The 14,552-nt window shown below is 54.3% G+C and carries 16 protein-coding genes; 9 read left to right on the top strand and 7 right to left on the bottom strand.

What is annotated here, in order from left to right:
* The first annotated feature begins 457 nt into the window (after positions 1 to 457).
* Complete coding sequence (locus GKIL_RS24685; RefSeq protein WP_144080355.1) at positions 458 to 1,630, top strand: hypothetical protein; 1,173 nt, start codon at positions 458 to 460, stop codon at positions 1,628 to 1,630.
* Between the two features lie 1,010 nt (positions 1,631 to 2,640).
* Here GKIL_RS24685 and GKIL_RS08300 read toward each other — a convergent pair.
* Positions 2,641 to 4,203 (bottom strand): ATP-binding protein, encoded by a 1,563-nt coding sequence (locus tag GKIL_RS08300; RefSeq protein ID WP_023173070.1) that lies wholly within the window; start codon positions 4,201 to 4,203, stop codon positions 2,641 to 2,643.
* 238 nt (positions 4,204 to 4,441) lie between these two features.
* Here GKIL_RS08300 and GKIL_RS08295 point away from each other — a divergent pair, with 238 nt between their 5' ends.
* Both GKIL_RS08295 and GKIL_RS08290 read left to right on the top strand, forming a co-directional pair.
* Positions 4,442 to 4,828: a hypothetical protein gene (locus GKIL_RS08295; RefSeq protein WP_144080354.1), complete on the top strand. Its 387-nt coding sequence runs from the start codon at positions 4,442 to 4,444 to the stop codon at positions 4,826 to 4,828.
* A 122-nt stretch (positions 4,829 to 4,950) separates the two neighbouring features.
* Positions 4,951 to 5,436: a hypothetical protein gene (locus GKIL_RS08290; RefSeq protein WP_023173068.1), complete on the top strand. Its 486-nt coding sequence runs from the start codon at positions 4,951 to 4,953 to the stop codon at positions 5,434 to 5,436.
* Positions 5,437 to 5,520: 84 nt separating this feature from the next.
* On the opposite strand, the gene GKIL_RS25250 is transcribed toward GKIL_RS08290, so the two are convergent.
* The 5 genes from GKIL_RS25250 to GKIL_RS08270 all read right to left on the bottom strand — a co-directional run bounded on the left by GKIL_RS25250 (position 5,521) and on the right by GKIL_RS08270 (position 8,001).
* Positions 5,521 to 5,682 carry a hypothetical protein gene (locus GKIL_RS25250; RefSeq protein ID WP_023173067.1) on the bottom strand — a complete coding sequence of 54 codons (162 nt, stop codon included), beginning with the start codon at positions 5,680 to 5,682 and terminating at the stop codon, positions 5,521 to 5,523.
* Positions 5,679 to 6,047 (bottom strand): hypothetical protein, encoded by a 369-nt coding sequence (locus GKIL_RS08285; RefSeq protein WP_144080353.1) that lies wholly within the window; start codon positions 6,045 to 6,047, stop codon positions 5,679 to 5,681. The genes GKIL_RS25250 and GKIL_RS08285 overlap by 4 nt, the downstream gene beginning before the upstream one ends.
* A 176-nt stretch (positions 6,048 to 6,223) precedes the next feature.
* The gene (locus GKIL_RS08280; RefSeq protein WP_023173066.1) at positions 6,224 to 7,195 is read right to left on the bottom strand and encodes a sodium:calcium antiporter; all 972 of its coding nucleotides are present in this window, start codon (positions 7,193 to 7,195) and stop codon (positions 6,224 to 6,226) included.
* 183 nt (positions 7,196 to 7,378) lie between these two features.
* The gene (locus tag GKIL_RS08275) at positions 7,379 to 7,744 is read right to left on the bottom strand and encodes a hypothetical protein (RefSeq protein ID WP_023173065.1); all 366 of its coding nucleotides are present in this window, start codon (positions 7,742 to 7,744) and stop codon (positions 7,379 to 7,381) included.
* Positions 7,741 to 8,001: a hypothetical protein gene (locus GKIL_RS08270; RefSeq protein ID WP_023173064.1), complete on the bottom strand. Its 261-nt coding sequence runs from the start codon at positions 7,999 to 8,001 to the stop codon at positions 7,741 to 7,743. The genes GKIL_RS08275 and GKIL_RS08270 overlap by 4 nt, the downstream gene beginning before the upstream one ends.
* An 88-nt stretch (positions 8,002 to 8,089) precedes the next feature.
* On the opposite strand from GKIL_RS08270, the gene GKIL_RS08265 reads away from it, so the two are divergent.
* On the top strand, positions 8,090 to 8,542 hold the full coding sequence (locus GKIL_RS08265; protein ID WP_023173063.1) for a MerR family transcriptional regulator: 453 nt from the start codon (positions 8,090 to 8,092) through the stop codon (positions 8,540 to 8,542).
* A gap of 3 nt (positions 8,543 to 8,545) precedes the next feature.
* Here the strand turns inward: GKIL_RS08265 and GKIL_RS08260 are convergent, their stop codons facing one another.
* Positions 8,546 to 8,863: a YnfA family protein gene (locus GKIL_RS08260; protein WP_023173062.1), complete on the bottom strand. Its 318-nt coding sequence runs from the start codon at positions 8,861 to 8,863 to the stop codon at positions 8,546 to 8,548.
* 183 nt (positions 8,864 to 9,046) lie between these two features.
* Between GKIL_RS08260 and GKIL_RS08255 the strand changes: the two genes are divergently transcribed.
* From GKIL_RS08255 to GKIL_RS23515, 5 genes are all read left to right on the top strand, one after another.
* The gene (locus tag GKIL_RS08255) at positions 9,047 to 9,895 is read left to right on the top strand and encodes a sulfite exporter TauE/SafE family protein (protein WP_223173811.1); all 849 of its coding nucleotides are present in this window, start codon (positions 9,047 to 9,049) and stop codon (positions 9,893 to 9,895) included.
* Positions 9,896 to 10,130: 235 nt separating this feature from the next.
* Entirely contained in the window at positions 10,131 to 10,613 is a 483-nt protein-coding gene (locus GKIL_RS08250; protein ID WP_144080352.1) for a hypothetical protein, read from the top strand.
* A gap of 13 nt (positions 10,614 to 10,626) precedes the next feature.
* Positions 10,627 to 11,118 carry a hypothetical protein gene (locus GKIL_RS08245; RefSeq protein WP_023173059.1) on the top strand — a complete coding sequence of 164 codons (492 nt, stop codon included), beginning with the start codon at positions 10,627 to 10,629 and terminating at the stop codon, positions 11,116 to 11,118.
* 15 nt (positions 11,119 to 11,133) lie between these two features.
* The gene (locus GKIL_RS08240) at positions 11,134 to 12,609 is read left to right on the top strand and encodes a type IV secretory system conjugative DNA transfer family protein (RefSeq protein ID WP_023173058.1); all 1,476 of its coding nucleotides are present in this window, start codon (positions 11,134 to 11,136) and stop codon (positions 12,607 to 12,609) included.
* Positions 12,610 to 13,110: 501 nt separating this feature from the next.
* A complete protein-coding gene (locus GKIL_RS23515) occupies positions 13,111 to 14,550 on the top strand; it encodes a DUF4365 domain-containing protein (RefSeq protein ID WP_023173057.1) in 1,440 nt (479 codons plus the stop codon).
* The last annotated feature ends 2 nt before the right edge of the window (positions 14,551 to 14,552 follow it).

Genomic DNA, 14,552 nt, shown 5'->3' with positions numbered 1-14,552 from the left:
CATTTTCTGCATTTTCAAGTTGGAGTGGGTAACCAAGAATATTGTTAGCTCCCAAGCTGGCACTAGCAGTGAAGGTGGGCAAGCAGCTAAAAGCAGGGGTAGAACTCTTAAGAGACCACCCGTGACCCGCCATAGTTAACGCTTAACTACAAGCTGTGAGTTCATTTCAGCTTACTCATAGCACCAGGTCTAGAGATGATTGACATTCCCTGGAGAAACGCCTGCAAATTGTGTGTTGTAGGTTCAAACAAATTGGTGATAGCGAAGTGAGGAGAAATAGTCACAAGAGTATTTTAGCCAAGGTTTTGTCTGTTACTTTGGTCTGTACAGCTACCGGAGCTTTTTCTTGGGGAATACCCTCTTTAAGCTAGATAACAAAGAATAATACTCCAAGCTTCTCAAGATAAGGCATTGACTTAAGAACACCTCAAGCTATCCAAAAGATTGAGTACACACTATGGAGATTACGTTGATGTTACCTCAGATTAAATTTAGTAGCAGATTTCCCATTCCAATATTGAAGGTGACCCTGTCACTTTTGATTAAAGCAAGAGCGTTGATTTTGGCGTTTTTTTGTATAAATATCTTTTCGTATTCACTGCTTTCAAAAGAAGTATTGGCAGTTCAAATCACCAATCAATCTCTTGCCGCATTACGCGAACAGATTCGCCCCTGGGCTAACAAATATAGATGTGAGGGAATAACCCCAACTAAAACTCCAGCTCAGTGCAATTCTCCTTCTACGGGTTCGGGAGATGCTGATTCAATTCTTTTCAGCGGAATTCTCTACTATAGTGGAGAGAAATGGGCTGGTCAAAATATCGAAAATTCAAAGGACGGTGAGGGTGGAATGTGGCGCTCACCACAACGTCTTCGTGCAAGAGTTGGGGAATGGGGTATAAACCGATTTTCTCAAGATCAAATGTTAGGAGTACTTCTCTACCTTGTTGCTCAGAAAAAATATGGTAACCCCAATAAAGCTCGCGAATTCGCAGACCACTGGAGCAGCTGGATGGAAAATCATCTCTCACAGAGTAGGTTCGCTCTTTGTCCATGGGATCTTACAAGCCTCGTATCACTGGATGCTTGCACATTAGATGATATATCTGTGGATGAGTTTGGTGCACCGTTCAAAATACCTCTTGCTATTAAAGGAAGAGGAGCAATGGTACGGCGTGTGTTTGATTATGTTGATGCACACTCTCCAGTAAGGCGCTCAGGCTTTAGAAGAATTCGACTTGGTGATGGTAAGGATGTTAGCGACTACATTGAGTATCTAAATCTGTTATGTAAGTACTCCAGCACAGGCGGCAAATACAATTGCCATTTTGCTCAGGTTGCTTCTCTCATTCTGCAGGAAATGGGAGATGACCGCAGAATAAAAGTTGATCCTGAATTTCTTCAAAATCCGTTTGCTTTGTGGGTAAATAATGGACGGAAACAAACAGGTCAAATTAGGGAATTGGTGTACAATCGCTGTTCAGCAGCTCATCAGACTCATGCTGCCAATCCTAATAGACGACATGATCAATGGACTTGGGAACGCTCCGACAAAGATAAGGATAGCCCGGTCTGGGAGAAGTCATTTGGCTGGGATTGCATCGCAATGATTAACTTATTGGTAAAGTAATCTTGTAACTTGGTGCATAGATCCGCCACGTCAAATTTGGAATCATAAGGCTGCCAATTCGGCAGCTTTATAATTTAAGTCGTAAGTTGACATGTGTCCCGATGGTTCCCCATGCAACTGAGCTCATAGACTCCCGATGACTGAAAGCATAAATCCGCCGTGTAAATTGGAAGGATAAAGCTGCCGAAACGGCGGATTTATGGTTCAAGCTGCAGCTAGACTGCATATCGCTGTGTTTAAATCTCCTGCAGCTAATTCCGGAAGAAGATGTCGCTTCCAAGTCAAGTGCGCTGCTCGCGAGCCACAGTCAGTTTCAATCAGGCTGAACGGCAAGACAATCGACAATGAGGTTTCGAGAGGAACAGTGAGATGCTGGGAATATATCTGTAAAAAGTAAATACATATAGGAGATGTAAGATTTGGCGGAGATCAAATAAATAAGCGAAGCACTGTGTTTTGTCGAAGCTAGTTACATATTTCTGCGTTGCGGCTTTGTCCTTATAACAATTATGATGAGGTAAAAGCTTGCGAAACCGAACAACCCACTTGATATGCGACGAACTCACCTAAAAGGGCTTTGTCTAGGATTAGTTTATATACTGTTAAGTAGAAGCACTAAAAAATCCTTTAGTGTCCAGCGCCTAAAACCTATGCAACGAGCTAGTTTTAGGAGCGAGTACTGGGAGCATTTTCTTGGTCACCTACTTAGATGCTTTGGTACAACAAGCGTCTATGCTCACGGGTTTCTGACAGTTGCTGGTCACTACCCAAGATCATGATATTGATTTAGGTAGGGATAGCTGCCCAGCCGTTTGACGTTGTAGCAATGAGCCTCGTTGCTGGGAAATTAATCTATACTTTTAGCGGTACGCACTGTTGAATTGTGCTCCAGAACTCACCCATGAAAGCTCGATCTAGTTGAGTAGCGGGGGCAGCTCGGTAGTAGATGTGACAAGTTCAGTAGTCATTTTCATCTCCGATCAGCATTGATAAGAGGGTAAATGCTCATCTCAGGAAGTGCAGGTGTGACCCAAAGCGGCAAAGAAATCCTCAGTTGTGAGCGCAACTCGTCGCTGCTTGATGGCATTCAGGCCCGCTTGGGTACAAAGCGAGTTGAGCCCATCACCGGATAGACCATCGCTCAGCCTGACGATCGCTGTCCAGTCGAAATCGGCAGACAGGGGCTGGTTCTTGAGGATGTGCTGAAGCAGCTTCCGGCGGCACTCGTAGTCAGGAAGTGGGATCTCGATGGCCCAGAGCCGGGTTGCAGGATCGACGCCCAGGCGACGCAGAACAGCAGGGTCGATGCGCTCGGGATGATTGGTGGCAGCGATCGTGAAGACCCGCTCGCCGCTCAGGCCGTCCATCTGCTGGATAAGTTCGTTGACGGTATCTGCGAACATGCCGCCGCTATCGACAAATGAGGTCCGGTTGGGAGCGAGCGCATCGATCTCATCGATGAACAGGATAGCTGGCGGGTTGTTGCGGGCTGCCTCGAAGATGGAACGGATTCGAGCCGGGCCCCAACCGATGAACTGGCCACGGGCTTCTGCGGTGCCGATCGTGTAGAGGTTGAAGTTTCCGACCGAGGCGATCACTCGGGCAACCTGGGTCTTACCGGTGCCGGGTGGACCGTACAGGAGCATCCCCCGAGGCGGCACAGGCAGCAGGCGCTGCTTGTCTGGATCGCTGAGCACTTCGAGGGTGAGGCGGATGTGTTCCAGGGTAGGTTCCGGCAAAATCAGATCCTCCCAACCCAGAGAGGAGGTGGAGATCACCGGTTCGGGAGCGCTACCGGTTCCAGGCACTTCCCGGAAAGTGAAGTCTCGTAGGCGGGGCAACCCGAACTTGACCGGGGCACCGAGGAATATCGTCCGCAGCCAGGCGCGATCAGCTTTGACTTCTCGAGCACGTGAGCGGCGGTAATCGAGGGGCAGGGGGCCGACCAGCCAGCGGCACCAGAAAAGGATCATCGCCCAGTTAGCGACGAAGAGGACTGCCTGGGCAGGGTTAGAGATGCCTGCAACCGGATGAGCGGCCCGCCAGCTGTACCGGGCCATCTCCCAGGTGCGGATCAGTCCATGAATTCGGGCGGCGTCGGGGAGGCAGTTGAGCCACAGAACTGCACCGATGCTTCCCAGGGTGACCAGGATGATCAGGGTTGGTTTGAGATAAGCCTTTGGCGTCGTAGGTTCCCCAAAAGCTTCCGCTGCCACGCGCAGACGAAAGTGCGCGGAGCTGAACATGCGCAGAGCGATCAGCAGAAGACCCAGCACGCACCAGGGCAGACCGGTGGCGTACTGAAACTCCAGAACGATGAGTTGAGTGTGAGCGAGAACCTCGCCCACAACATCGAGCATCTCCTCAAGAGGGGTCGAAGTGTAGTAAGGCAGCCCCAAATCCAGACCGCCCAGAATCAGGCGCGTCCCACCCCAGAGGATCGCAGCGACGTAGGCCGACCAGAGCAGTCCCTGGATCAGGATGTAACCGGCAGTGCCCTCTGCGACAGCCTGCTCGAAGCGCTGCAGCTCGTCGGGAGTGGGCAAGGGGTTCGAGCGGTGAATTTCGGCCATCGGTCTGCACCAGTAAGGTGATTAGCTCAGCAAACGGTGTGCCTATAATAGCTGCAGTATTGTGCAAGCCATGCACGAAGTGAAAAACATGAAGAAGTTACCGACCTGCTCAATGATTTTTGGGATAGTTTTAGCTGCTGCAGCACTTGCAACTCATAATCTTCTGGTCGCCTTCCTCTCGCTCATTGTCTACGGGTCGGGAATGGTCGGTCAAGACCTGGACTGGTGGCAAGCCAGAATGGCCAGGTTCCGAGCAAAGCGGAGGGCAGGAGAGGCGGGTGCAGCAAAGCAGTCCCGGCTGCAGCAACTGGCCGCCGGTTTGAGCGTGCGGCTCAAGTCGATGCGCAGCCGCAAACCGGGGGAAGTGGTCTTCAGGAATGCGTTGAACGAGCAGTCCCAGACGAGTGCCACCCAACGCATTCAGGTGGAGGTGGTGCTGAAAGCCCCTTCGGGCACAACGACACGCGCTTCAGGTGAAAGCAGCTCACCCCTCGCGGGTAGCGGCGGCGGCTACGATCCCCTCAATCCTGCGAGCCTCGGCAATGGGCCAGGTGGAGGAATTTTGGACAACCGGGGCGACGGAGGACTGTTCGATAATCGGGGCCGGGGCATCTTCGACCCGTAGATTCTGTCGCTACCCCCGTGCGGCGTGTTGTGAGAAGGTCACTCCCGCTCCAGTTGCGATATAGTTCAGGGCGACCAGGGCGGGCGATGGACGTGATCTAGAGCCCGGCGGATGCGCCGCAGATGGATCAAAAAGACCAGTACGTCTCCATCCTCAAAGACAAGAATCGGCCCTGGCAGGAGCAGGCCGAGGCGGCGTTCGCCGTCAAAGAGCAGCGCCTGTGGTCGCACTGGAGCAAAGACAACGGCGAACCCTACCAGAATTTCAACGACTTCGCCAGAGATCTGGGCTACGCGCCGCAGACACTCTACAGCCGGGCAAAGCTCAGAAAAGACCCCCGCTTCGAGCAAATCCGGGATCTACCGCTCAAGATTCAGGTGGTCCACCGGCTGTTCGCTCTGGCCCCGGACGATCCTTCCTTCGACGTGCTGGTTGCCCTGCTACGTTGCAATGTGCCCCAGGCAAAAGTGGTCGAACTAATTGGCTCCAAGAATCTCGCTGCAGACCTCCGACGGGTTGCAGGTGACGAATTGAAACTGGAGAGCGTCCAGCAGCAGATCTCCGCCCTCCAACTCATCTTGAGCATTCTCGAAACAAACGAGCATTGAGCTGTTGCCAGGCTCTGTCAACGGTGAGCAAGTAGAAATGTTGAGAGCCTTACTGGCGCAACAGACCATGCGTCCTCTACCGCCTCAGGTTGTTGGCAGTGCCGGAACCTGGGGTTGGAAAAACTGGCTTCCCACTGGCTTGCTCACCTTATCCGCTGTCTCCTCCACAGCTTTGACCAGCGAGCGCAGGCGATGCAGACGCTCTTCGGTGCTTTGCTGGTACGCTACGTTGCGGATGTCGCTCACGGTGGTTGCTCTCCTGGAGGCAGTTGGGGTGGCTGAAGATCGATGCCTGCCGTTAAATTCAACTGCTCGACCTCGGCACTGAAACGCATTTGCAGAGACCCTCTGCTCTCAGCATAGGTCATCAGCATGTAGGCTTTGTAGATTTCAAGCAAAAGCGGTGCAGATTGTTGCTGTACCAGATTCAACCACTGCCCATGGTAGGCTCTGCGCCCATCGTTGTCGTTCGGGTAAATGTTGACGTTGATAACCGCATAGGCCGTCGGTCCAGAGCCGTCAATGTCCGGTTTGAGCGGTAGGTGTAGCGGCTTGAAATCATCGGAGGCTGGATCTGCAATCAACGCTTTTTCAACCGGGATTAAATGCAACTATCCGAAAGCACTGCCAACTATGCATCCTGGCATCTCTGGCGAAAAGGAAGAAAACTGGTTGTAGCCGTAAGAACCTTGACTTTGATACCTTGACGGACTTTTTTGACCCCCAGGCTGAGGACTCGTTCTTTTGTGTAAGGATGGATCGGCGGTCAAGAAAGTGCTCCTTTTCTTTATTGGAACAAAACAGCCAGCACAAATAGCGGATAGGCGGCGAGCAAGATCAGCCCAGCAAGACGACCGAGTTGTTTTTTGGGAACAGCCAGGGCGATCACCAGAGCGAGCGAGGTGAGCATCGCCAGCAGCGGCAAGTGCAACCGGGCTGTGTCCTCAATGACGAGGGGCTGAACGAGGGCACCTGCTCCCAGTGTCATCGTTGAGTTGTAGGCGAATGAGCCCACCACACCAGCGACGACTGTTTCGGAGGCTCCTCGCCGAGATGCCGACCAGGCCAGCACCACCAGCTCGAAAGCCGTGGCGAACCCGACGAGAGTGAGACCCAGGTCTGTCTGGGTCTCTTCCACGCCACTGATACGCTGGACGGCCTCGACCAGCAAGCTGGCACCACCTGCCATCGCGGCCACTGCGAGCAACACCAGCAACAGTTCGCGGCCTACCCGCTTTGGAGTGGGGGTCCGGTCGGCAATGGCCAATTCTGCTTCAGCCTCCTCGATTTCTTCCACTTCCCCCAGTGCGGGCGGGCGACCCTCAAAAAACCAGATAACCGCCACGTAAAGGACGTAGAGCCCGATCAGCACTATCCCTTCTGGGCGGTCAACCATCCCGTCCCAGGTGAACCAGCAGGCAATGCCCGCAACCGGCAAACCGGCCAGGGCATAGCGCAACACCCGCGAACGGAAGGGCAGCGGGGCGATCACTGCTCCGACTCCAAGGGCAACCAGGCAGATTGCCACGTTGGCACCGATCACATCGCCCAGGGCGATACCTGGCGAGCCACGCAAGGAGGCGGTGACGACGGTCACCAATTCCTCGGGCTCTGCCCCGGCAAGCAGCACCCCCAGAGCAAAAGTACTCACTCCAAGCTGTACAGAGGCAGCCCCGAGGTGAAGAGCGAAGGTCTCTGCTCCCCACACGATCACTGCGACCCCGATCAGAAGCAGAAGGGACCATAACAAGACAATCATTGCTGTAAATCTCTCGATGCACCAGATCTCTTATTTATGGCCTTTGCTGGTCGAAGATTATTCCTTGCATACCCATTGCCTCGCATTCGCCAGTCCATCACAAGCTCTAGTCTTGAGGCAATATCCCACAAAGAGTGGTCGAAGCACTCAGCGCTGTAACCTGTCGCTGTAGCGCCCATGCTGTCAGGGGCACGGGACGCTACAGCCACAACTCGCCACGGGGCTGTCGGCCTCAACCCTGGTCCAGTGCGCGAACAGCATGGGCGCAAATTCACCTGCATTTGTCGGCGCGGTGATGACCAGACTAATGCCTGCGGCCGTCTCGCTCAGCGCGAAGTCAAGGAAGGCGCAGCAAGCCTGCTCCGCTTCGACCAGCGCGCGGACTTCCTCGGCAGCGGCTGGTACATAGTGCAAAGTCAGAGTGCGTTCCCGCTGCCGGTGATTGCGCAGAGCTGTATGCGACAGGGTGCGAATCCGTGCCAGGCGTTGCTGCATGTCGGCCGCGTCCAGCGTGCAAACTATGGCCGCATGGTCAGGATGTGCATTCATGGACGCGGCTCCGGTGACAGGCCGCAGCCGCAGATGCCTTCGACGCTACACGCCATCGCACAGGCTCTTAGCTGGCGATGGAGCACAATGGCGATCAACACGGCAGCGGCCACGGCCGCGATCAGGCCGGACTGGCAGATCAGTCCGGCGACAAAGCCGCTAGCGGCAATACCAGCCAGAGTCGGCAAGATCAGCAGTAGGAAGCAGGCACCGCAAGCAACGGTGCCCAAGCCCAGGAGCGTCAGCCGTTTTTTCATGTTGTCCTCTTAGATTGTCACGAGGGGCAGTCCTCCACTATCGTCACTATAGAACCTCAAGTAACTTGAGATACAAGGACGAAATGCGATGCCCACCGCTGAAGCTGCTCTAACCATCGGAACCTTGGCCGCCCGCACCGGGTGCACCGTTGCGACGATTCGCTACTACGAGGAAATTGGCCTCATTCCTGCGGCCTCACGTCGCCCCAGCGGCCATCGGGTCTACGGCGGCGCGGCCCAGCAGCAGCTGACTTTCATCCGACATTGTCGCGACTTCGGATTTTCCATCGACCAGGTGCGGGAGCTGGTGTCCTTAGCGACCAGCAAAGAGCGCGATTGCGTGGAAACGCGCGTTATCGCGCAAGCACATCTCGACGCAGTGCGCGTCAAGCTTGGTGAATTGCAAGCGCTCGAAGCCAGTCTCGTCCGCTTCGTTGATGCCTGCACCACGAGTTGCGCAGGTGGCCCGGCCGTCGATTGCACGATCCTCAAAGACCTGATGCTGCCCGACGCACCAGCGCAGCGCGGATGCTGCGGGTGATGTTCAGCGGGGCTGAAACATGATGATGGCCATGCCGGTCAGGGCAACACCGACGCCAGCAACATCCCAAGGCGTCGGCCGCACACCATCGACGGCCCACAGCCAGGCGATAGCAACGCCGATATAAACGCCGCCGTAGGCGGCATACACGCGCCCGGCGGCGGTCGCATGCAGCGTCAGTAGCCAGGCGAACAACGCCAGGCTGATCGCCGCCGGCACCAGCAGCCAAATCGAGTGCCCGTCCTTGAGCCAGAGGTAAGGTAGATAGCAGCCGACGATTTCGGCGAGGGCCGTGACGAGATAGAGAAGGAAGGTTTTCATCGAAGCAGCTTGCCTCAAGTGGGTACGACGTTCGCAGCCTGGCGGAGCAGTTCAATGCCCGACCGGTGGAGATCCGCTCGCTGTTCCGGGGGCAGCTCGATATCCCCCGCGCACGGGATTTGCAGGAGCGGATGCTGGCGTTGGTGTTGCCTATGTGAAGAATACCTGCGTTGGAATTTGCCTGTGAGTGAGTTGCGCCCTGATATCCCACCATCGGTTCCTGTGTCGGCAGACCATCGGCCCCGGCTTGCCTTTTTGTACTCGCTGCCTATCGGCGCGCTGGGGGGGCTCATCGGTCTGGGTGGGGCGGAGTTCCGTCTGCCGGTGCTGGTCGGTCCCCTCGGGTACGCCGCCGGGCAGGCGGTGCCTTTGAACCTGGCGGTCAGCCTGGTGACCGTGCTCGCCTCGCTGGCCATCCGCAGCGGCACGCTATCTTTTGCCTCCGTCGTGCCGCTGTTGCCGGTGGTCAGCTCATTGGTGGGCGGGGCGGTGGTGACGGCCTTTTGGGGAGCGAGTCTCGCCGGGCGTCTGAGCAACGAACAACTGGAGCGGGTGATCCTGGTGCTGCTGGTGGTCATCGGGGTAGCGTTGGTGGTTGAGGGATTGCTGCCCAGTCAACTACCAGCATTTTTGCCGCCGGATTTGGGCTGGCGTGTCGCGGCTGGTGTCGCGTTCGGCTTGGTGATTGGCCTGGTCAGCAGTCTGCTGGGGGTGGCAGGGGGAGAAATCATCATTCCGACTTTAGTGTTTGCTTTTGGCGCGGACATCAAGAGCGCTGGTACCGCCAGCTTGCTGGTCAGCCTGCCGACAGTGCTGGTGGGGGTGCTCAAATACAACAGCCGTGGTGCGTTTGCCAAGCGCGAAGTGTTCGGCCAGATGGTCATTCCTATGGGTATCGGCTCGGTGGTCGGGGCGGTGGTCGGTGGATTGCTGGTGGGTGCCGTCTCGGCGTCGGCCTTGAAGGTGGGGCTGGGAATCATCCTCAACATCTCGGCTTGGCGGGTGTTTCGCAGCAAGCATGGCAAGGGATAAGCAGCGTGGGCCGCGAGTACAGATATGGTCTGACAAAGCGCTGGATGTTGGGGATGCTGAATGCGGCTAGAGTTTCCGAAATCGAGTGGCCATCACCGAATTCACAGTTGCAAATAATGCTGGCCCACTCAGATGATTGCAGGTCAGGGAGGGGATGATTGCAGGTTCAGTTGCAATTAATTCTGGCCGGGAGCGATCCCCAGTTGCAGATAATCCTGGTCGAGAAGCCCTACGATTGCAGGTCCGAGACTGGATGATTGCAAGCCGCTACAGCTACGAGGCTGCGGCCAGTGCAGGCCACCAGGCTGTAGCCCAGAACCTGCAGACGGTGCAGCAGTCGCCTGCTCTGCTGGCCGAGCAGGGCCAGACCGTCATCCGGGCCGTTGGCCTGGGGGATCCCGCTGCTTCCAGCCTTGTCGCCAACTTTGATACCGAAGCTGCCTGCGCCACCAGCTTCGTCGTTCTCGTGCAGCAGCAGTACAGCGACTATCAGGCGGCGGGCAACAGTCCCCTGTCCACATTCGGATTCCCGGTGACTGGAACGGTGAACACCGTCGATGCCGCCGGTAGCGCGCAGAGCTTTGCGCCTGACGCACAGGCGGTCGCCGATTTCACGGCGGTCGGGTTGCTCGCCCTCTCGCAGAGTGTGCAGAACACGATCCTGGTTGTGCATTCGTCGATCAACACCTACCAGAAGATCAGCCCGCCAAAACCCTGATGGAGAGCACCAGATGCGTTCTCAAAAATTGGACTTTCCTATCCATCGGGGCCGGTTCTGGTCTTTCTTCCTGACGGTCTTGCTGCTTAGCTTTCTCACCAGCTTTGTTCCAGTTGCTGCCGGACCCGTCTCGGATCTGGTCGTCCGGGCGCAGCAGTTGCATGGTCAGGCCGTTTTCCTATCAGGCGATCCGGAGCTACCGGCCCAGTATCCGCAGTGGCAGACAGCCTTCAATGACCTGAGTGCAGACATCCAGGCCGCACTCCCGGCAGCCAACGACGGCGAGTATCAGGCCGGGATCGTGAGCGGCCTGGTTCCGCAACTGCCTGGTCCAGGCGGTACTGGCTGCTCTGGAAGCGGGTTTGGCGGGCCTGCTCCTGGTTCCTGCTCCCTCAACCTGCAACTGCAGACTGGTGCCTACGTGCTGAACTACTATCTCCAGACCCTCTCCTCCGACCAGGCGCTGCTCGAATCGATTCTGCACAACAGTGCCCAGTCGCACTGAGGACGGAGTGGGTCGATGCTCCAGTCGCTGTGGAACCCTCACATTGTCCCCTCCCACGGCCTGTTTTTGGGTGCGACTGGAGTCGGCAAGACCGCCCGCGCCGCCCAGGAAGCCTTCAAGCTCATCGACATGGGCTACGGCCTGGCTTTTCTCTCTCCGACACCCGAGGTGATCGACGACATCCTGGTTCGCCTCAGCCCCGAAGCGCTGGCCCGCACCCACCTTATCAATCCCTGCAACCCCGACTATGCCGTGGGCATCAACATCCTGGAAGTGTGCAATCCAGGACTGTGCGAAGAGGATGCCATTGCCTTCACAGCTGGCTTCCTGCTCGATGCCATCCGCGACGCCTTCGGACCAGAAGCCCTGCAGGCCCGCTCCGGCGGCATCCTCAAAGAAATTCTGGGCCTGATGCTTACCGCCGGTCGCCATCCAGCCGAGGCTTATCTCGCCTGGGATCCGGGCGATGAGGGCAGAACCTACCGCCAGAGCCTCTATGCCCAGTGCAACCACGGCAATCCCTTTTATCAGGCATACCTGCAGCGGGTGATCGATGCCCTGCCTACCCCCCGCGATCGGCACGCCATGCTCGAAGCCTCCCTCAACAAAATCAAGCTGCTGTTCGACCACCCGGCCATCACCTGCACCCTCCTCCATCCCCAACCGAGCTTCGACCTGCAACAGATCATCGACCAAAACGAAATTCTCCTGGTCGATCTGAGCAGCGCCTATCTGGGCCGCGACGGCGTTCAGATTCTGGGCGGGTTCTTGCTCTCGGCCATCTACATGGCCGCCCTGCGGCTCAATGCCTTGGCTTCGCGCAACGACAAGTTCTGGCCAGTCTTCGCCGACGAATTTCACGAGTACACCACCGACACCCTGATGCTGGGTCTGGCCGAAGCGCGCAAGCTCGGCGTCCTCTTCCAGCTCATCTGTCAGGACAAAGGGATCATCGAGCGGCGGATGCCCGAGACCTTCGACTCGATCCTCGGCAACGTCGATCGGCTCTACGTGTTTCGCTGTTCAGATGAGCGGACACGCACGGCGGTTGTCGATCAGCTATTTGGCTACAACCCAAAGTGGAAGGACTCGATCGGTGACTGGAAAGCCCAAAAAGAGTGCCACGCAGCCACGATCGGTGCTTTGCAGCGCGGCGAGTACTTCTTCCAGGACAAGACCCTATGGGAAGAAGTAGGCACCGAAGAGATCAAGCTGCGCTACCTTAAAGCCAGGCTGGAGCGAACCTCTGGCAACGGCACGAAGGTCAAGCTGCCGTTGCTGCGTGAGCCTGAGCGCGACATTCAGCAGGTGGCGATGCAGACTCGTATCCTGCTTGCAGCTCGAGACGCCCAGGGAGTCTACCGCCGCGAGATCTACCAGAGAATCCGCCATCTCTATCAGGAAGCGTCAAATCAGGTCCAGCAACTGAGAAGCCGCCCACAACCTCCTGGCCATACCGCAGAAAGCGATGACACTCCGTTACCACGTTAGGAATTGCTTCAATCTCTAGAGTGCATTCCTGCAATGCAGAAGGCCGGTGACCTAGCAAGCACGGCGGCTTGGGAATCATCTAGACTATCTTTCTCGGGCAAACCATATCAAATCTGCACAGTCATGTTTGCAACCAGCGTTTTTGCCAATTAGCTATCTCTTGATAAGATATAAACTCTTGTCCATGAGGTAGCATGTCCCCCTACCCACCAGAGCGGATTTCCTCTCTACCACTTGCTTGACGCCAAAACGACGTTCCAAGCACGCTGTAGGGATATTCTCAAAAAGACCCAGATGTTTCTACCAGCACACTGTACAGCCACTGGAGCAAATATAGAAGCACTGCGACCTACTCACTCGCCTCAAGCTCGATGCCAGCAGCGGGAGTGATGTTGTTCATTACAAATGTCACACTAGCTTTCAACCTAAGAAGGTATCATTGTATTCGACGATTTTTGAAGCATTATGATTATAGTAACTCCACAACTTAGAGGTGGTTGGATGTCACCGAAGAAAATTAGCCAAAATAGCATCTCTGGGCAGCAGGGCATTAATTATATAGAGAAGGTAGTACTCTCCATGGGTCATCTGTGGAATCCAAGCGGTGGTGTTGAAGCAGGAATTGATGGATATATCGAGTTTCGAAACTCTGCGACAAACGAAGTCACGAATCTGATTGTTCAAGTACAGTCCAAAACTTGGAAAAACAAATTCACAGCAGAAACAGACGACAAATTTGAATGGACTTGTGATGCTGCAGACATTGATTACTGGATGCAAGGAAATGCTCCAGTGATTCTCGTGGTCATAAGACTGGAGTCTGAGGAGGCTTATTGGGTTTCGATTAAAGACAGATTCACTGACCAGAAAGCTAGGCAAAAAAGAAAGATATATTTTGATAAAAACAAAGACAAATTTGATATTTCTTCTGCGCTAGCCATTGAAGCCCTTGCCATTGATCCGAAAATAGGAATATATTTTTCTCCTGCCAAAAAATCTGAACTCTTGTATTCGAATTTACTGAGAGTAGACCATATCGGACCATCTATATTTGCCGCAGCAACTAGATTTTCTAGTGTTAGAGCCATCAACGATCAACTGATAAAATGTAATGTACGCAAAAGGCAAGACTGGCTTCTCGAAGATAACACAATATTTTCATTTTTTGATCCTTCCAGCAATGGTTATGAAAATGTTTGTGATTTAACGACAATGGAGGAGTTTGACGTTGCAGAATGGTCTACTACTGACAGTCCAGAAAAATATCGTCAGTTCATACAACTTCTAAATAGCGCTTTAAGAGAACGTGTGGATGACGAAGTAGGATTCCTATTTCGCAAAGGAATTTTTTACTTTAGACCAACTCCTGATTTGGCACCAAGAGAGTTTAAATATAAAGCCACTCAAAATATCACATCTAGAGAAGTTTTCAAAGGCTACTCTAGAATAGAGTCTTCTCAAAAAACCACGCTTTCAACAAAAACTAAAGTGATAACTCTGGCAAAAGAAACGAATTCAAGCAGCACTACTACCACTTCAAAATCAGAGTCCGAATATTACAGGCATTCAGCTTTCATCGGTCAATTTCAACGGTATGATGGGGAGTGGTATTTGGAAATTGAACCCACTTACAGGTTCACAAAAAATGGGTACCTGCCGTTACCTAATGCTTACGAGAAGCTAAGAAAAATCAAGGAGATAGAAAAGAATCTGGCTGTTTTCAGGCAGGTAGTGATGTGGGCAAGGTACCTTCAGCAACAAGGAAGTTTGCTCAATCCAGAGTATTCTTATTTGAAGTTCGGAGACCTTATGAGGTACGAGTCTGAATTTGGAATTGACGATGGCTATTGGAGATCTACTGCGGACGAAGACGAAGATGAGAGTAAGAGTTCCTCTGACGCCAAGCTGATAGACGAAAACCAATTGAAGCTAGATTTTTGAGG

Source organism: Gloeobacter kilaueensis JS1, from assembly GCF_000484535.1.
In the GTDB taxonomy this organism is placed as follows: domain Bacteria; phylum Cyanobacteriota; class Cyanobacteriia; order Gloeobacterales; family Gloeobacteraceae; genus Gloeobacter; species Gloeobacter kilaueensis.
Note: the sequence above shows the minus strand (reverse complement) of the source record. Positions and strands in the feature narration are given on the sequence as shown.